16 protein-coding genes are annotated in these 18391 nt (G+C 44.3%); 10 read left to right on the top strand and 6 right to left on the bottom strand.

What is annotated here, in order from left to right; all coding sequences use genetic code 11:
- The first annotated feature begins 79 nt into the window (after positions 1-79).
- Positions 80-889 carry an Rpn family recombination-promoting nuclease/putative transposase gene (locus tag V7K32_RS18645; RefSeq protein ID WP_334995288.1) on the top strand — a complete coding sequence of 270 codons (810 nt, stop codon included), beginning with the start codon at positions 80-82 and terminating at the stop codon, positions 887-889.
- A 135-nt stretch (positions 890-1024) separates the two neighbouring features.
- Here V7K32_RS18645 and asnS read toward each other — a convergent pair whose 3' ends face one another.
- Positions 1025-2416, bottom strand: a complete 1392-nt coding sequence (gene asnS / locus V7K32_RS18640) for an asparagine--tRNA ligase (protein WP_334995287.1) — start codon at positions 2414-2416, stop codon at positions 1025-1027.
- Between the two features lie 2 nt (positions 2417-2418).
- Complete coding sequence (locus V7K32_RS18635) at positions 2419-2781, bottom strand: hypothetical protein (protein ID WP_334995286.1); 363 nt, start codon at positions 2779-2781, stop codon at positions 2419-2421.
- A 44-nt stretch (positions 2782-2825) separates the two neighbouring features.
- Here V7K32_RS18635 and V7K32_RS18630 point away from each other — a divergent pair, with 44 nt between their 5' ends.
- Complete coding sequence (locus V7K32_RS18630) at positions 2826-3104, top strand: DUF6439 family protein (protein ID WP_094328229.1); 279 nt, start codon at positions 2826-2828, stop codon at positions 3102-3104.
- A 385-nt stretch (positions 3105-3489) separates the two neighbouring features.
- Here the strand turns inward: V7K32_RS18630 and V7K32_RS18625 are convergent, their stop codons facing one another.
- Both V7K32_RS18625 and rlmD read right to left on the bottom strand, forming a co-directional pair.
- The gene (locus V7K32_RS18625) at positions 3490-3939 is read right to left on the bottom strand and encodes an ATP-binding protein (protein ID WP_334995285.1); all 450 of its coding nucleotides are present in this window, start codon (positions 3937-3939) and stop codon (positions 3490-3492) included.
- 390 nt (positions 3940-4329) lie between these two features.
- Entirely contained in the window at positions 4330-5736 is a 1407-nt protein-coding gene (gene rlmD, locus V7K32_RS18620) for a 23S rRNA (uracil(1939)-C(5))-methyltransferase RlmD (RefSeq protein WP_334995284.1), read from the bottom strand.
- A gap of 210 nt (positions 5737-5946) precedes the next feature.
- Here rlmD and V7K32_RS18615 point away from each other — a divergent pair, with 210 nt between their 5' ends.
- A complete protein-coding gene (locus V7K32_RS18615) occupies positions 5947-6432 on the top strand; it encodes an allophycocyanin subunit alpha-B (RefSeq protein WP_334995314.1) in 486 nt (161 codons plus the stop codon).
- A gap of 534 nt (positions 6433-6966) precedes the next feature.
- On the opposite strand, the gene V7K32_RS18610 is transcribed toward V7K32_RS18615, so the two are convergent.
- The gene (locus tag V7K32_RS18610) at positions 6967-8952 is read right to left on the bottom strand and encodes a beta strand repeat-containing protein (RefSeq protein ID WP_334995283.1); all 1986 of its coding nucleotides are present in this window, start codon (positions 8950-8952) and stop codon (positions 6967-6969) included.
- Between the two features lie 272 nt (positions 8953-9224).
- On the opposite strand from V7K32_RS18610, the gene V7K32_RS18605 reads away from it, so the two are divergent.
- Both V7K32_RS18605 and V7K32_RS18600 read left to right on the top strand, forming a co-directional pair.
- The gene (locus tag V7K32_RS18605) at positions 9225-9539 is read left to right on the top strand and encodes a hypothetical protein (RefSeq protein ID WP_334995282.1); all 315 of its coding nucleotides are present in this window, start codon (positions 9225-9227) and stop codon (positions 9537-9539) included.
- Entirely contained in the window at positions 9526-9918 is a 393-nt protein-coding gene (locus V7K32_RS18600; protein ID WP_334995281.1) for a type II toxin-antitoxin system death-on-curing family toxin, read from the top strand. Before V7K32_RS18605 ends, V7K32_RS18600 begins: the two co-directional genes overlap by 14 nt.
- 252 nt (positions 9919-10170) lie before the next feature.
- On the opposite strand, the gene V7K32_RS18595 is transcribed toward V7K32_RS18600, so the two are convergent.
- A complete protein-coding gene (locus V7K32_RS18595) occupies positions 10171-12048 on the bottom strand; it encodes a beta strand repeat-containing protein (protein WP_334995280.1) in 1878 nt (625 codons plus the stop codon).
- Between the two features lie 511 nt (positions 12049-12559).
- Between V7K32_RS18595 and purL the strand changes: the two genes are divergently transcribed.
- The 5 genes from purL to V7K32_RS18570 all read left to right on the top strand — a co-directional run bounded on the left by purL (position 12560) and on the right by V7K32_RS18570 (position 18260).
- Entirely contained in the window at positions 12560-14935 is a 2376-nt protein-coding gene (purL, locus tag V7K32_RS18590) for a phosphoribosylformylglycinamidine synthase subunit PurL (protein ID WP_334995279.1), read from the top strand.
- A gap of 344 nt (positions 14936-15279) precedes the next feature.
- On the top strand, positions 15280-16779 hold the full coding sequence (gene purF, locus V7K32_RS18585) for an amidophosphoribosyltransferase (protein ID WP_334995278.1): 1500 nt from the start codon (positions 15280-15282) through the stop codon (positions 16777-16779).
- Between the two features lie 141 nt (positions 16780-16920).
- Complete coding sequence (locus V7K32_RS18580) at positions 16921-17487, top strand: Uma2 family endonuclease (protein WP_334995277.1); 567 nt, start codon at positions 16921-16923, stop codon at positions 17485-17487.
- 78 nt (positions 17488-17565) lie between these two features.
- On the top strand, positions 17566-17847 hold the full coding sequence (locus tag V7K32_RS18575) for a type II toxin-antitoxin system Phd/YefM family antitoxin (RefSeq protein ID WP_334995276.1): 282 nt from the start codon (positions 17566-17568) through the stop codon (positions 17845-17847).
- Complete coding sequence (locus tag V7K32_RS18570) at positions 17841-18260, top strand: type II toxin-antitoxin system VapC family toxin (RefSeq protein WP_442938768.1); 420 nt, start codon at positions 17841-17843, stop codon at positions 18258-18260. The genes V7K32_RS18575 and V7K32_RS18570 overlap by 7 nt, the downstream gene beginning before the upstream one ends.
- Positions 18261-18391: the final 131 nt, after the last annotated feature.

Genomic DNA, 18391 nt, shown 5'->3' with positions numbered 1-18391 from the left:
TGGGTTTCCCTACCTCAATCCAACACCAAAAAACTTAATTTTTCTCAAAAATACTCGATACCCTTACTTTCAGGCTGCCATGTATGACAATATCTGTAAATTCATTGCCGAAAACTTCAAAGATGACTTGGCAACTTGGTTACTAGGTTCACCGATTAAATTAACAGAACTTAGCCCTACTGAATTATCAAGCGAACCAATTCGCGCCGATTCATTAATTTTATTGCAATCTGATAATTTAGTTCTACATACCGAATTTCAAACCGACGCTGATGAAGATATCCCTTTTCGGATGTTAGATTATCGGGTTAGGGTTTATCGCCGCTTTCCTAACAAAGAAATGCGCCAAATAGTAATCTATTTGAGAAAGACAAGTTCACAATTAGTCAATGAAAACAGTTTTAGATTAAACAACACTTACCATCAGTTTGAAGTAATACGGCTGTGGGAACAACCTACAGACAGGTTTATGAGCATTCCAGGTCTATTACCCTTTGCCGTGCTAAGTCAGACAAACGATCCTACAATGGTATTAACCGAAGTAGCCAAAGCAGTTGAAGCAATTAGCGATCGCCAGCTACAAAGAAATATAGCTGCTGCTAGTGGCATTTTAGCAGGTCTAGTGTTAAAAAAAGATGTAATTAGGAAGATTTTAAGGAGTGAGATTATGCGCGAATCAGTCATTTATCAAGAAATCCTAGAAGAAGGCGAAGCCAAAGGTGAGGCTAAAGGTAAAGCAGAAGGCGAAGCCAAAGGTAAAACAGAAACAACAAGAAAGTTGGCTTTAAATCTGTTGAGAATTGGAATGAGTTTAGAGCAAATTGCTCAAGTTACTGAATTACCTATTGAGCAAATTCAAGCTTTTCAAGAGGAGATTCAAAAATCTTAATTTTAACTAATCGCTTTATAAAATACGCGGCTATACAAGCAAAACCCGCGAATGCGGGTTTCAAAGTTTTTACAAGCCCGTCTGCACAGACTTGGTTTATTTAAACGCGATTTCTAATCACCTGGGTTTCAAATTCTAAAAATCAGCACTTTGCGGTGTACGCGGAAAAGGAATCACATCGCGGATATTTCCCATACCCGTCATAAATTGCACAAGTCGTTCAAAACCCAATCCGAAACCAGCGTGGGGGACAGTACCATAACGACGCAAATCAAGATACCACCACAAGTCTTCTGGGTTTAATCCTTGCGCTAACACGCGGCGTTCTAAAACATCTAAACGTTCTTCGCGCTGGGAACCACCGACAATTTCGCCAATTTTCGGTGCGAGAATATCCATTGCACGGACGGTTTTTTCATCGTCGTTTAAGCGCATATAAAAAGCTTTGATTTGCGCTGGATAATCTGTAACGATCGCAGGCTTTTTAAATAATTGTTCAGCTAGATATCGTTCGTGTTCTGATTGTAAATCTAAACCCCAACTTACCGGATATTCAAATTTAACATCAGCTTTTTCTAAAAGTGCGATCGCTTCTGTATAAGTTAAGCGTTCAAAGTGATTATTAATAATATTATCGGCTGTTGTTAACACAGAATTATCAATGCGTTCATTGAAAAATTCCATATCTTCTGGGCAAGTTTCCAATACATATTTAAAAATGTGTTTGAGAAACGCCTCAGCTAAATCCATATCGCCTTCTAAGTCACAAAATGCCATTTCTGGCTCAACCATCCAAAATTCTGCTAAGTGGCGCGAGGTGTTAGAATTTTCTGCACGGAATGTAGGGCCAAATGTATAGACGTTGCTAAAGGCCATCGCCATAACTTCCGCTTCCAACTGGCCGCTAACTGTTAAATATGTGGGTTTAGCAAAAAAGTCTTGAGTGTAATCTACTGCTTGGTTTTCTGTGCGGGGAATATTTTTTAAATCTAAACTAGTAACGCTAAAAAGTTCCCCCGCGCCTTCGCAGTCACTAGCTGTGATAATCGGTGTGTGTACCCACAAAAAGCCTCTTTCGTGGAAGAATTGATGAATTGCTGTCGAACAAGCATTTCTGACGCGGAAAACTGCACCAAAAGAATTAGTACGCGATCGCAAATGTCCAATGGTTCGCAGAAACTCAAAGGAATGGCGTTTCTTTTGCAGGGGATATGTATCGGGATCAGCTTCGCCGTAAACTTTGACTGTCTCGGCTTTCAACTCAATTCGCTGTCCTTTACCCAGAGAAGCCACTAATACCCCTGTGGCTTCCACAGCAGCACCCGTATTCAATTTTTTCAATATAGCTTCATAATCTGGCAAATCCTGATTAATGACGACTTGCAAATTAGCTAGTGATGAGCCGTCATTGACTTCAATAAAAGCAAACCCTTTAGAATCGCGTTTTGTCCGCACCCAACCTTGAACTTGGAGGGACTCATCAGGTTGGCCACTTCGCAATATTTCTGCAATCCGTCGATTTACCATATTTACCCAGCATAAGACTTTAATATCCAGCCTATGATAACGCCCATTCCACCAAAGCGGACGACTTGCCAGAAAGGTTTTTTGAGACTCCGCCAAGAAAATAACTGGCTTTCTAAGTTTAGTTCTAGCATTTCTAACTGCTGTTGAATTTGCCGTAACTCTGCTTTGATTTCTGGTGTCTGAGATAAATTATGCTTTAGTTGATCCCGACGCTGTTGCCATTGTGCCTGTTGTTGGCGATCGCGTTGCACTTGATCATAACGTTCTTTTAATGATCGGAGCGATCGCTCTACTTCCTCTAGTTCTTGTTCAAAATCTGGTTCGGGATTTTCTGCTGGCTGCTGTGATTGTTTTGGCGGCTTCATTTACAAGTAGTAAAGTAGAAGTAAATGCAAATGTGCCAATAGTTATGTCCCAATCTACCCAGCTGCCGAAAACCAGTCAACTGAATGAACTTAGTACACTGGAACTAGCTCAAGCTCTCATGGAAAGACTGAGCATTTCCCCTAACGATTGGCATCGCCTCAAGTCTAACCGCAATTCCCGCGCTAATGAACAAGTGGCAGCAGCTATTGTGTATCTTTTAAAGAATCAGCCACAAGAAGCTCAAGCTAGATTAGAACAGGCAATTGGTTGGTTAGATCGCTCCATTTCTGCTCCTCCCTGTCCAACTCACGGAAAAAGTTAAAAGTTAGGAGTGAGGAGTTAAAAATAAGGAGTTAAAAGTTTTAAATTCTTAACTCCTAACTCCTAAGGAACGTGGATTAAATAAAATGCAAATACTTCATCCTCTATCCAGCTTCCCTCTCCAATATATCGGAGAGGGATTGAGGGTGAGGTAAGCTGTCGGACATAAGGGACTGACAAGAAATAAATTATTCCAATAAACGAACCACTCCAGACAAGGCAGCGCGGTCTTGGGGGTTTCCCCCATGAGCGACTGCCGCACAGAGAACGCAGAGAGAAGAAATAAAGAGAGTTTTTGCGTCCGTTTTGGAACATTTTTTTATTTGTCAGTCCCTAAGTTGTATGTTATTTAACTCCTAACTCCTAACTCCTAACTCCAAAATACGCTACCGCCGCAGAGATAAACGAGGACGATTTTCCATTTGTTTACAAAGTCTCAATTCTGTGCCTTTGCGGTTCCACTCTACCTGATCAAAAATTTGATGCAGAAGACATAAACCCCGCCCACTTTCTGATTCATCTGGTGGTAAATAGTCTGTTGGTTCTTCTTCATTAGTAGATGAAGGAGTAAAGCCGCTACCCTGGTCTGATATTATCCACCAATATTGATTATCTATTAAAGAAAAACGGACTACAACTGTTTTACTTGGATCAAGATTATTGCCATGTTTAGCTGCGTTTACTAGGGCTTCTTGAAGTCCTAGCCGCAGTTCTGCTTGTAATTTTGCTGGAATTTCTGCCAACAGTAAATCTAATATTGGACAAAGGTAGAGGGTTGAGGCGAAACTAATAGTGCCCCAATAACGTGCAACTGGACGGAGTGAAATTGTAATCACAAGAGAAACCCCATAGCTTTCAGTTAGCTAGACATCAGTTTGCTATTACAGGCACCCTGATAAAACTTGAGGTGGTCATGCTGCCTTCAAACTTGCGTCTTTAAAACTAAATTTTGAAAATGCTAGGGAGCATTGGCTTTATAGTATGAGTTGGGATTGTTTGGATAGATAACCGCTGGAATAGTTTTGATAATGGATTCAGCAACTTAAAAAGATGCTACTAATTTGAGAGAGTATTGGCATACTCTAGTTAATTCCCGATTTTTCATTTACCCAATCCAATTCATATTTTTAAGAACCTATGCAGCTTGAATTTATTGAAACAAAATGAATTTTTATTTTTGCCTTAATTCAATTTTAGCATCTTTAGTATGCACTAGACTAAAAATTTCAAACTTCAGTTTTTGTAAAGGAATTACTATCCTTGTGCAAATCCGATAGCACAAGAAAGGCGGCAGCTTCAACATGAGCAGTTTGAGGAAAAAAATCAGCAGGTTGTACCCGTGTGATAGTATATTGCCCATCTTGACAAAGCAATTTCAGGTCGCGGGCGAGGGTGGCTACTTTACAGCTGACGTAAACTATCCGAGATGGTTTCAATTGCCGTAAAGTCTCGATGACTGCGCGATCGCACCCCTTACGTGGGGGATCGAGTATTACTACTTCTGGTATTGTTCCCATTTTGGGAAGCAATTTCTCTACTGCCCCGACTTGGAATGTCACATTATCAATTCCGTTGCGGTGGGCATTCAAAATAGCTTGTTCTACTGCTGCTGGTTGCACTTCTAATCCTGTAGCAATCCGTACTTTTTTCGCCAGAGGTAAAGTTAAAGTCCCAATACCACAATAGGCATCAACTAGCAACTCATGCCCTTGAAGATTGAGTTCTGATTGAATTACCTGCAATAGTGCCTCTGCTGTTTCTGTATACACTTGGAAAAATGTATCTGGGCGCACTTGAAATTCCAGTCCAGCAAAATTTTCACGCAGGTGGGGGACTCCAGCGATGCAACGGGTTTCTGACCCAAAGATAGCATTTGTGCGATCGCTATTGCGGTTGAGCGACACTCCTACTAACTGCGGATAGCGCTTTAACCATTCCTGGGCTTGGGTTTCAATTCCTGATAAATTCCAGTCTTTCACGACCAAAGTCAGCAACATTTCTCCAGTGTGTCGGCCAATGCGTAAACTGAGATGGCGAATTTTTCCCTGGTGGCGCTGTTCGTCATAGATTCGCCAACCCCGTTGTTGAATATCCTGCTTAACTTCGGCAAGTAAAGGATTTAATCGCGCATCTTGGACTGGACATTGATTTAAGTTAATTAATTGGTGACTACCTTTTTGGTAGTAACCAGCTTGTACCTGTCCTGTTGCCGATATACCCAAAGGATATGTAGATTTATTACGGTAGCCAAAAGCAGAAGCGGCGGCGAGTACCGCATCTACCGGTGGTTGGACAAAACCGCCAATGCGTTCCAAAGCTTGGATAACTTGATTTTGCTTGGCTACTAGCTGGTAATCATAATTAATATGCTGCCACTGGCAACCACCGCACTTATCCGCCACAATACAACTAGGTCGGATGCGGTCGGGAGATGGTGACAATAGCTGCTGGAGCTTCCCGTGGGCGTATTTTGGTTTAACATGTACCAAGCGGACAATAGCGCGATCGCCTGGTACTGTATCTGGGACAAACACTACACGCTCATCAGCGCGTCCCACACCATCGCCTGTATCACTCAGGTTAGCGATCGTTACTTCAATTAATTCACCCTGTTGCCAAATTATTTTAGTCATTAGTCATTAGTCATTAGTCATTAGTCATTAGTCATTAGTCATTGGGCATTGGGCAAGAATCAATAGTTCTTCTTCTCCCCCACTCCCTCATCTCCCCCACTCCCAACTCCCCAAACAGATAAATTCAATATATAACTAGCTCCTATCCCTTCACTTGTGTACCTCCAACTCGCTAAACTAACAGATAATATTCAGGTGATTTCAATAATCATGACTGTAATTAGCCAAGTTATTCTCAAAGCCGACGACGAACTGCGTTATCCCAGCAGTGGCGAACTTAAAAACATCAAAGACTTTTTGGAAACCGGCGTACAACGGACGCGGATTGCGGCTACCTTAGCCGAAAACGAAAAAAAGATAGTTCAAGAAGCAACCAAACAACTTTGGCAGAAGCGTCCTGACTTTATCTCCCCCGGAGGTAATGCTTACGGAGAACGCCAACGCTCTCTATGTATCCGCGATTTTGGTTGGTATTTGCGTCTAATTACTTATGGTGTGCTTGCTGGCGACAAAGAGCCAATTGAAAAAATTGGTTTGATTGGTGTGCGGGAAATGTACAACTCATTGGGCGTTCCTGTGCCTGGAATGGTAGAAGCGATCAATTCCCTCAAAACAGCCTCCGTTAGCTTACTGAGTGCAGAAGACGCTGCCGAAGCAGCACCCTACTTTGATTACATCATTCAAGCGATGTCTTAATACAAAGTGTGTGCTGGTTTTAGGAGTATACTTCCGGTCTACTAGAGTGAGTGCGATATATTAGCGCTCGATAGGCATAAGATACCCAATTTGATCGTAACCTTCCCCACACTTGGTAGTGGCTGTGGCAAAATCTCTGTCAAGTTACTAACCAGTTGTGGGGAAATTTATTTAAGTATAATTATGGGCATTTCTCAAAGAAGGACATATAGGCATAAAAAACCGACAGTCCTTGATTAAGGCTGTCGGTAATTAAGTGTGTTCCCTATTAATGACTCGGCTAGAGTTCAGTTGTCATTAATTATGCCTAGTTAGCGATCGCAAAGTGACGATCCTAATCATAGATATGTGTGATTCTCGTCACTTGATTGTTACATCTAAACTGCATATACCGGAATAATTTCTGAGCATCAGTAAATATCCGTAACTTTTGATTAATAATATATACGTTGCTAAATGCTTTTTCAGCTTCAAAGCAAACAACACTAATTAGACACTCAAAGGTTAAAACACCAGATAGAGGAATTAACAAACCTATGCCCCGTTTGCCAAACTGCTGTAGCAGAAAGAGCTATCTGCAAAAATAAATTTCTCAAAGCCGGTCGTAGACAAGCTAATGGAGTTTCCATTGTTGTTGAAACTGAGGTTGGCACTTTTAAGAGTATTGCCAGAAATCACACCAGATACAATCAGTTGGGAGCGATTGAAAGCGCTCAGATCGAGGGTGTCAAAACCTCTACCACCATCAACAGTCGCAAGGCCAAATCCTTTAAAGTAGTCATTCCCAGTACCCAGATCAATCTTGATTCCGCCACCGATAGAGACTTTCTGTTGAACTCCGTCTAGGAGACTGGCGGCGATAAGAGAGTCATTGCCATCGCCAGTCTTGATGATTCCCTGTCCATAAATGCCATAGGCAGTGCCACCAATTGTTGCTGTAGCCTGTCCGGTAAGCTTGTCAGAACCATTGCCAGTATCAATGACTCCATCGTTGACAATGCCATAGGTGGTAACGTTTGTTCCTGAACTGTTGCCATAACCAGTAATCGTATCCTTGCCCGACCCTGTAGTGATGGTGCCGTCTTTAGTGTTCTGAATACCAGTCCCAGCACCACCGTTGCCGATGCCACCGTTGCCGATGCCGCCATTGCCGCCAATACCAGTGCCGACGATCGTGTCTTCTCCGTTTTCGGTATCTAGTTTGCCACTATTGCTGATACCGATTCCAGTACCGCCCTTGCCGCCGACCCTCTCAGGACTGACATTGATGCCACCCCCGCCGTTGCCACCAGCACCAGTGCTGATGATTGTGTTTTGTCCGTCCCCTAGATTCAGACTGCTACTGTTAACGATGCCTGTTCCATTACCGCCATCGCCGAAGAAGGTCTGGCCACCGATGCCGCCCTTCGCTGTAGCAGTGATCGCGTCATTTGCGTCCCCTGCATTCAGACTGCCACTGTTGTTGATGCCTGTCCCATCACCCCCGTTGCCAGCGTTGGGAAAACCCTCAGCGCCAATGCCGCCAGTACCTGTACCGGCGATCGTGTTTTGTCCATCCCCTGCATTCAGACTGCCACTGTTGCTGATGCCGATTCCAATACCACCATCGCCAGAGAAGGGACCGCCCTCGCCGCCGATGCCGCCGTTCCCTGTACCGCTGATAGTGTCTTCTCCATTCCCTGTATTTAGACTGCCACTATTAGCAATACCGATTCCAGTACCGCCAAAGGAAGCGCCAAGACCGCTGCCACCCTTGGTGCCAGTACCGGTGCCGATGATCGTGTCTTCTCTATCCCCTGTATTCAAATTGCCACTGTTGTTGATGCCAGTCCCAGTACCAGCATCGCCGATGTTAAAGCGGCCGTCGCCTGCATTGCCGCCAATACCAGTGCCGATGAGGGTATATTTTCCGTTCCCTGTATTAATACTGCCACTGTTAGCGATACCAGTCCCAGTACCGCCGTAGCCACCGCCTGCCTCACGAGATGTTCCATTTCCGCCGTTACCGCCAGTACCAGTGCCGATGATCGTGTCATTTCCGTCCCCTACAATACTGCTATTGTTGGTGATGCCTGTCCCAGTACCACCATTGCCGCCGCCGTCCCCGCTGTCGCCGCCGTTGCCGCCAGTACCAGTGCCGATAATCGTGTCATTTCCGTCCCCTACAATACTGCTATTGTTGGTGATGCCTGTCCCAGTACCGCCCTTGCCACCGTCATCGCTGGGGAAAGGGCCGCCGCCGCCGTTGCCGCCAGTACCAGTGCCGATAATCGTGTCATTTCCGTCCCCTGGATTCAGACTGCCACGGTTGGTGATGCCAGTTCCATCCGCGCCCTTACCGGAGCTACCGATGCCGCCAGCCGCCGTGCCCTCAATAGTGTCATTTCCTGAGAGTGTACCAATGAAACCTCCAGTTAAAATATCAATACCTGTTGCCAGAGATATATTTAAGTCGTTTCCGATTAAAGTGTCGGCATTGGGGGTGCCGATAAAATTGGGTGGAATCGTAAGTCTAGGCACGATCAAAATCCTCTCAATTAGGTTAGTACGGTCGGTTTTATGCACGTTACAAGAAAATTTTATTTTCTGACTTCGCAAGTAACAGTACATAAATCAGAGCATAGTAGGATTTCAGAATTTCATACAATCTATCTTTAGACGTTTACGATATTTATTTAAGTATATTTTACCGTATAGCTATGAACTATCCTAAAGCTGCACCTACAGGGCAAGTAAATCGATAGAATAATGCTGCTCTCTACAACTAGCGACAAACCTAGCTTGGGGTAATCATGGCAACAGAACAAAAGCACAGCAATTATTTATCAGAAGCCGAGAGCCGTTTGCGTCAACTTTCTATTGAAAAGTTGCGATTAGCTGTTGCGTTTCTGGCTTATTTGCAAGAAACAGAAGAAAACGAAGTTATTGAAAAAGTATTATTAAATATTCCTGATTTTGCCCAATCTTTCCGCGAGATTGAACAAAATGAAGACAAGTTAGAAAATACTGCCTCAAATCAGATTGCCTCAGATGAAGACGTATGGCAGGCTTATTTAGCTTCTAAACAGAAATGGCAGGAGGTTTACCGTCGCCTTGCAGACTCCTAGATTTCTTTCTATTTATCAAGTCCTAAACATTCACCAAGATGAGATAAACAGCTTTGGTGGAACATCTGGTGTTAGAGACGAAGGTTTGCTAGATTCAGCATTGGCACAACCTCAAGCTACTTTTGGCGGCGAACTTCTCCATCGTACAATTCACGAGCAAGCAGCAGCCTACCTGTACCATTTAGCAATGAACCATCCGTTTATTGATGGCAACAAGCGCACTGCATTTGCGGTTATGGATACCTTCATAACCTTAAACGGCTACAGTTTTAACTTATCGCAAGAGCAAGCTTACAACTTGGTGATTCAAGTTGTCCAGAGAGAAATATCCAAAGAAGAATTATCTGCATTCCTAGAACTGCATCTGCAAGGCAAGTAAATCGATAGAATAATGCTCTGTCCGCCAGAGTGCATTTTCATAACTGCAAGCTCAAAACCAGCTTACCAAAAATCGTCAAATCTGGAGCCTCAAAGGTTAAAACACGAGATAAGACCTCTTGCAAAAGTCTCTAACACCCCACCCCCCAACCCCTCACCTTACTAAGGGGAGGGGAGCGTTTGCGCCAGCAAATGCGGGGTGAGGTTCTTTATTTTTGATTTATGCAAGAGGTCTATACAGGAATTAACAAACCTATGCCCCGTTTGCCAAAGTGCTGTAGCAGAAAGAGCTATCTGCAAAAATAAATTTCTCAAAGCCGGTCGTAGACAAGCTAATGGAGTTTCCATTGTTGTTGAAACTGAGGTTGGCACTTTTAAGAGTATTGCCAGAAATCACACCAGATACAATCAGTTGGGAGCGATTGAAAGCGCTCAGATCGAGGGTGTCAAAACCTCTACCACCATCAACAGTCGCAAGGCCAAATCCTTTAAAGTAGTCATTCCCAGTACCCAGATCAATTTTGATTCCGCCACAGATAGAGACTTTCTGTTGAACTCCATCTAGGATACTGGTGGCGATAACAGAGTCATTCCCATCGCCAGTCTTGATGATTCCTTGTCCATAAATGCCATAGGCAGTGCCACCAATTATTGCTGTAGCCTGTCCGGTAAGTTTGTCAGAACCCTTGCCGGTATCAATGACTCCATCGTTGACAATGCCATAGGCGGTAGCGTTTGTTCCTGAACTGTTGCCATAACCAGTAATCGTATCCTTGTCCGACCCTGTAGTGATGATGCCGTCTTTAGTGTTCTGAATGCCAGTTCCAGCACCGCCATCGCCGATGCTGCTGCCGCCGATGCCGCCATCGCCACCAGTACCTGTGCCAGTGATAGTGTTTTCACCGTCTTCGGTATTGAGTTTGCCACTATTGCTAATGCCAGTCCCACTACCGCCGTTGCCACCCTCATTACCAGCGCCGCCGCTACCAGCAGTAGCTGTACCGTCGATGGTGTCATTTCCGTCACCTGCATTAAGACTACCACTGTTAACGATGCCGGTTGCAGTACCGCCGTTTCCACTCTGGTTTTGTTCGGGACCGATGCCGCCTGTAGCGATACCGGCGATGGAGTCATTTCCGTCCCCTGCATTAAGACTACCATTGTTAACGATGCCGGTTGCAGTACCGCCGTCGTTGCCCATGCCTGGATAGGAGTAGCCGATATTACCAATACCAGTACCAGTAATCGCGTCTTTTCCGTATCCGGTATTCAGACTACCACTGTTAAGGATGCCAATCCCATTACCGTCGAGGCTGCCAATTCTGCTGTATACCTGAAAGCCACCAGTACCTCTGCCATTGATATCATCTTCTCCGTCCCCTGTATTCAGACTCCCGGTGTTAGCAATGCCGATCCCAGCACCCCTGTTAGAGTCACTGTTATAGTCATTGTAACTGCCACCAGTACCAGTGCCGTTAATCTTGTCTTGTCCTTCCCCGGTGTCCAGTTCGCCACTGTTGGCGATGCCAATTCCATCTCCGGCTAGGCCGTTGTGGTAACCGATGCCGGCGTTGCCGCCAGTACCAGTGCCGATAATCGTGTCTTGTCCTTTCCCAGTGTCCAGTTTGCCACTGTTAGCTATACCAGTCCCAGCAACGCCGTTGCCGCCCTCGAAAATACCTCCATGTCCGCCCTTACCGCCAATACCAGTGCCGATGATCGTGTCATTTCCGTCTCCTGCATTAATATTCCTATTGTTGGCTATGCCAGTCCCAGTTGCGCCATTGCCGCCAATGAAGTCGCTTCGACCTCGGATTAGTCCGCCGCCGTTACCGCCAGTACCAGTGCCGACGATCGTGTCATTTCCGTCTCCTGCATTAATATTCCTATTGTTGGCTATGCCAGTCGCAGTTCCGCCATTGCCGTTAGCGGAGCTGGTGTAGTAATTGCCGTTGACGCCGTTTTCCCCAGTACCGATGCCAGTGATCCTGTCTTTTCCTGAGAGTGTACGAATGTCACCTCCAGTTAAAATATCAATACCAATTGCTGCTGATCTATTTAATTCTTCCCCAAGTAAAGTGTCGGAATCGGGGGTACTGATGAAATTCGGTGGAATGGTGAGTCTAGGCATGAGTCAAATCCTTTCAATTAGTTTAATATGGGCGGTTTGCTCATTTGGATGAGCAGTTTCTCAAAAAACTCCCGGAATTCTTTCTCGAAAAGTTATTCAGTGATTGAGTCTACTGTTGCAAAATTGACTTAAGCTCAATGAAGTTCTGACGAATTAATCATATTCCTGGGCATTAAATTCACATTCTGTAAGTGCGAAAGTGCGATCGCCTCCTATGAATTTTTTCTGCGTTCAGAATAATGGCTCATCTGACAGGCTGATAGACATTTGCATAACCTGGAAATTATCTATGTACCTTGCAGCAAAATTAAATTTTATTACTTTCTAATTTTCAGTAAATAATCACTATTTCAAGATTTAATACAATTGACCTTTAGACGGATTACGAATATTTATTGAGTAAATCTATTTAGTTAATCTTTAGCATTTAGCCATGAACCATCCTAGAACTGCACCTACAGGGCAAGTAAATCGATAGAATAATTCTCTGTACAATTGGTGCATTATTTCCATGACCGCCACATCTCCTGCTCCCTTTTCCCCTCAAGAAATTGCTGCTGAAAGTATAAAGCCAGAAGAATACACAGAAATTGTCCGTCGGTTAGGGCGTCATCCCAACAAAGCCGAACTGGGAATGTTTGGGGTAATGTGGTCAGAGCATTGCTGTTACAAAAATTCTCGACCTCTACTCAAACAATTTCCCACTGAGGGACCCCGCATTCTCGTGGGGCCTGGTGAAAATGCTGGTGTTGTAGATTTGGGCGACGGACTGCAACTAGCTTTTAAGATTGAATCCCACAACCACCCATCAGCTGTAGAACCATTTCAAGGTGCAGCAACGGGAGTAGGCGGTATTCTCAGAGATATTTTTACAATGGGTGCGCGTCCCATTGCTCTCTTAAACTCACTGCGCTTCGGTTCCTTAGAAGATGCCAAAACTCAAAGGCTGTTCCAAGGCGTAGTGGCAGGAATTTCACATTATGGTAATTGCGTTGGTGTACCCACCGTTGGCGGCGAAGTTTACTTTGACCCTGCTTATTCTGGTAATCCCCTGGTGAACGTTATGGCACTAGGGTTAATGGAAACCCAGGAAATCGTTAAATCTGGGGCATCTGGCTTAGGCAACCCTGTGCTTTATGTTGGTTCCACTACTGGGCGCGATGGCATGGGAGGCGCAAGTTTTGCTAGTGCGGAATTGAGCGATCGCTCAATAGACGATCGCCCTGCTGTTCAAGTAGGCGATCCATTTTTGGAAAAGTCGTTAATTGAAGCTTGTCTAGAAGCGTTTAAGACAGGTGCAGTTGTCGCCGCCCAGGATATGGGAGCAGCTGGTATCACCTGTTCTACTTCAGAGATGGCGGCAAAAGGCGGTGTGGGAATTGAACTCGATTTAGATAAGATTCCCGTCAGAGAAACGGGGATGGTTCCCTATGAATATCTGCTTTCGGAATCTCAAGAACGAATGCTATTCGTTGCCCACAAGGGACGTGAGCAAGAGTTAATCGACATTTTCCACCGTTGGGGACTTCAAGCCGTTGTCGCTGGTACTGTCATCGCTGAACCCATCGTGCGGATTCTCTTTCAGGGTGAAGTAGCAGCAGAAATCCCGGCTGAGGCTTTGGCGGAGAATACCCCACTATATAACCGGGAATTGTTGACAGAACCGCCAGAATATGCTAAAAAAGCTTGGGAATGGACATCTGATTCCTTACCTCCTTGCACAACTGCTGGAATAGAACTCAAAAGAGGCGTGCGAAGTTGGAATGATATTGTGTTAACTTTGCTCGATACACCCACGATCGCATCTAAAAACTGGGTATATCGTCAGTATGACCATCAAGTACAAAATAATACAGTAATATTACCAGGTGGTGCAGATGCGGCTGTGATCCGTTTGCGCCCCCTAGAACAAATCCCAAATCTAAAATCCCAAATCCCAAATCTAAAATTAGGAGTGGCGGCGACGGTAGATTGCAACCCTCGTTATGTTTATCTTGACCCCTACGAAGGAGCTAAGGCAGTGGTGGCAGAAGCAGCACGCAATCTTAGCTGTGTGGGTGCAGAACCTGTGGCGGTGACGGATAACCTAAATTTTGGCTCTCCAGAAAAACCGATTGGTTACTGGCAATTGGCAGAAGCTTGTCGCGGTTTGGCAGAAGGTTGTCGAGAATTGGCAACACCCGTCACAGGCGGTAATGTCTCTTTGTATAACGAAACTCTTGATGCTCAAGGCATTCCCCAACCAATTTATCCTACTCCAGTAGTGGGTATGGTGGGCTTGATTCCCGATATCACCAAAATTTGTGGTCAAGGTTGGCAAGCAGCCGGCGATGTCATTTACCTTCTGGGATTGTCTGTGGTATCCAAGTTCAGTTTAGGAGCATCTGAGTATTTAGCTACTATCCACAATAGTGTTGCCGGAAAACCACCACGGGTAGATTTTGACTTAGAACGGCGCGTCCAGAAAGTTTGTCGGGAAGGAATTCGTAATGGTTGGATACGTTCAGCCCATGATTCTGCTGAAGGGGGATTGGCGATCGCAATAGCAGAATGTTGCATTTCTGGCAACCTTGGGGCCGAAATCAATTTAGAAATAACACCAACTCAGTTAACCCGTGTGGATGAGGTGTTGTTTGCCGAAGGTGGTGCCAGAATTTTAGTTTCTGTAACATCCACACAACAAGCAGTTTGGGAATCATATTTACAGGAACATCTCGGTAAGGAGTGGCAAATATTAGGTACAGTTGGAAATTTCGAGACTGGTTTGGGGGTTTTCACCACTGATAATCAAGCCTTAATCAAAGTTAGTATCGAAGATATGAGCGATCGCTATTCCCACGCGATCGCTAGGCGGATCGGCAACCACACCACTATTTCTGAGTCTTGAGTATTTAGACTTCACTCAGAACTATTAACGTCTCTGAGCAGAATTACGGTACTGTTTTAATAGATGGTTAAAGATTTGTTAAGAAATCCACAACTATCCATCGACATTATCCAGTGACTAAATAATTACTAATTCGTAATTCGTAATTCGTAATTCGTAATTGAACCATACAAGCCCCTTGATTAGTCAATGGAAACACAAAAGCTCGTAGCATCACTATTTCAAGCCCCGTAAGGGTTTAGCAATGCTAAATCCATACAATCATGGGCTAATAATTACGAATTACAAATTATCAATTACGAATTATTTTGACTTGACCCCCCCCCACCAGGAGCAAAGCTAGCATGACCTCTATTCATTCTGTCACTTCGGATGAATACCCCGACCCGACTAACAACCCAATCAATAGTCATGAAAATCAGCCTGACAAGCCAGAAGAAGCTTGTGGTGTTTTTGGCATCTATGCACCAGGAGAAAACGTTGCTAAACTGACCTACTTTGGATTGTATGCCCTCCAGCATCGGGGTCAAGAATCAGCCGGTATTGCCACCTTTGAGGGTACACAAGTCCACCTCCACAAAGATATGGGCTTGGTGTCTCAAGTTTTTAATGAATCCATTTTGGATCAGTTGCCTGGTAGCCTTGCTGTTGGTCACACTCGTTATTCAACCACAGGTTCTAGCCGCAAAGTTAATGCCCAACCCGCAGTACTAGAAACTCGCTTAGGTTCATTAGCTCTAGCACATAATGGTAATTTAGTCAATACAGTACAATTGCGTCAAGAGTTGCTTGAGAAAAAATGCAACTTAATCACGACAACAGACTCAGAAATGATCGCTTTTGCGATCGCAGAAGCCGTCAATGCTGGCGCAGATTGGCTAGAAGGTTCAATTCAGGCATTTCATCGTTGCCAAGGAGCCTTTAGTTTAGTTATTGGCACTCCTAACGGCGTTATGGGTGTCCGGGACACCAATGGTATTCGCCCCCTAGTGATTGGCACTTTGGCTGGTAATCCAGTTCGTTACGTTTTGGCTTCGGAGACTTGTGGTTTAGACATCATTGGAGCCGAATACCTGCGAGATGTAGAACCAGGCGAATTAGTTTGGATTACTGAAGAAGGTTTGGCTTCCTATCATTGGAGCCAAAAGCCCCAAAGGAAATTGTGTATCTTTGAGATGATTTACTTTGCCCGCCCTGATAGCATCATGCACAACGAGAGTTTGTACAGCTATCGAATGCGGTTAGGGCATCAACTAGCTAAAGAATCTTGTGTCGATGCCGATATTGTTTTTGGTGTTCCTGATTCAGGTATTCCGGCTGCGATCGGATTTTCCCAAGCTTCTGGTGTAGCTTACGCCGAAGGACTGATTAAAAATCGCTATGTTGGACGAACCTTTATTCAGCCGACACAAACCATGCGTGAGTCAGGTATCCGCATGAAACTTAACCCGCTTAAAGATGTGCTGGCGGGTAAACGAGTAATTATTGTTGATGACTCTATTGTTCGCGGTACTACCAGCCGTAAACTAGTCAAAACCTTACGTGATGCTGGTGCAGTGGAAGTACACATGCGAATTTCTTCCCCACCAGTAACTCACCCCTGCTTCTATGGCATCGATACCGATTCTCAAGATCAGCTGATTGCTGCTACCAAGTCAGTAGCGGAAATTGCCAAGCAACTGGAAGTAGACAGCCTCGCCTATCTCAGTTGGGAAGGAATGCTAGAAGCGACACGAGAAGACACCAATAGTTTCTGCTCTGCTTGCTTTACTGGAGATTATCCCGTAGCGATTCCTGAGCCAGTGAAGCGTTCTAAGTTGAGTTTAGAAAAGGTAGTGGTGTAAAGGCTCCGACAGACTTGAACAAAAAGATCCCCGACTTCTTGAAGAAGTCGGGGATCTGAGCTTCTAGGTGTTTGTAAATTAAATAAGATTGCGATATTATCTCACGCTAAAATGGCTAAATCCCCTAAATAAAGATGGTTTATGAACCAGCCAATATCTGAGAGAGTGCGCTGGACTACCGCCGATTTAGAGTTGTTTCCAGATAACGGGAACCGCTATGAAATTATTGACGGAGATTTGTTTGTGACTAGAGCGCCTCACTGGAATCATCAAAAAGTCTGTGTCAGAATTATGACTCGATTGGATATCTGGTCACAAGCTACTTCTTTGGGAGAAGTTGTTACTGCTCCAGGCATAATTTTTGGCGATAATGATAATGTAATTCCTGATGTTGTCTGGGCTAGCAATGAGAGATTGCCCCTACTTTTAGACGAGGCGGGGCATTTGACTGGTGCGCCAGAACTGGTAATAGAGGTACTGTCTGCTGGTATTGAGAATGAAAAGCGAGACAGGGAATTTAAACTAAAGCTTTACTCAGTAAGAGGTGTTTGGGAATATTGGATTGTGGATTGGCGCAACCAACAGGTGGAAGTTTATCGACGTGAGCAAGCGAGTTTAAAGTTAGTTGCTACGTTGTTCAATGGTGATGAGTTGAACTCACCCATATTGCCTGATTTTACTTGTGCGATCGCATTCTTATTTACTTAACACAAGTTCGCAGAATTGCTGTAATTGCTTACTATTCGCAATTTTTAACAAAGAGCAATAGGCAGAGGAGAAGGTAGAATGTCTCAGCAGTATTCAATTGAGCAAGTTCCTAAGAATCTGGATAAAATTTTTCAGGAAATTGAACAAGGCGAATCGATACAAATTATGCAACAGGGGCAGCAAGTTGCTGTGATTCTATCTGCGGCTGAATATCAGCGTCTGTTGCATGGAAAACCAGCTTTTTGGGAATCTGTAGAGCGATTTCGTCAAGAAATTATGGAAGAAGGAATCGAAATTGATCCTGATGAGGTTTGGAAAAATGTACGCGACAAGTCTCCTGGACGAGACATAATATTGTGAGTCGCTTTTTACTCGATACTAACGTCATCTCTGAGCCATTAAGGCCACAACCGAATGCAGCAGTTATCCAAAAGTTGCAACAGTATCAAGGTGAATTTGCTATTGCTTCCGTTACTTGGCATGAATTGCTATTTGGTTGCTATCGTCTGCCCGCTTCTAAAAGGCGAGAGAGAATTGAACAGTATCTCAAGGAGATCGTCCAACCAAATATTCCTATCCTGCCCTATGAGAGTATGGGAGCCGAATGGTTTGCTTTAGAAAGAGTGCGACTGGTAACTATAGGAAAAACTCCCGCGTATCCAGATGGGCAGATTGCAGCGATCGCAAAACTTAATGGTCTGATTTTGGTAACAAATAATATTTCAGACTTTATCGATTTTCAAGAACTTCAACTAGAGAATTGGTTTTGTTAGTTAAGTAGGTTACTCTTTTTCAAGATGGCAAAACTACTTTTTATTGCGCGATGTCTACGAGAGGCTATTCGGCGATCGCATCCTTATTTACTTAACACAATAACAAGCGATCACTGAAGGGGAGTGCGCTA

Source organism: Nostoc sp. (genome assembly GCF_036917635.1).
Classification (GTDB): domain Bacteria; phylum Cyanobacteriota; class Cyanobacteriia; order Cyanobacteriales; family Nostocaceae; genus Nostoc.
The sequence above is the reverse complement of the archived record's forward strand: the minus strand, read 5'-3'. Positions and strand labels throughout refer to the sequence as shown.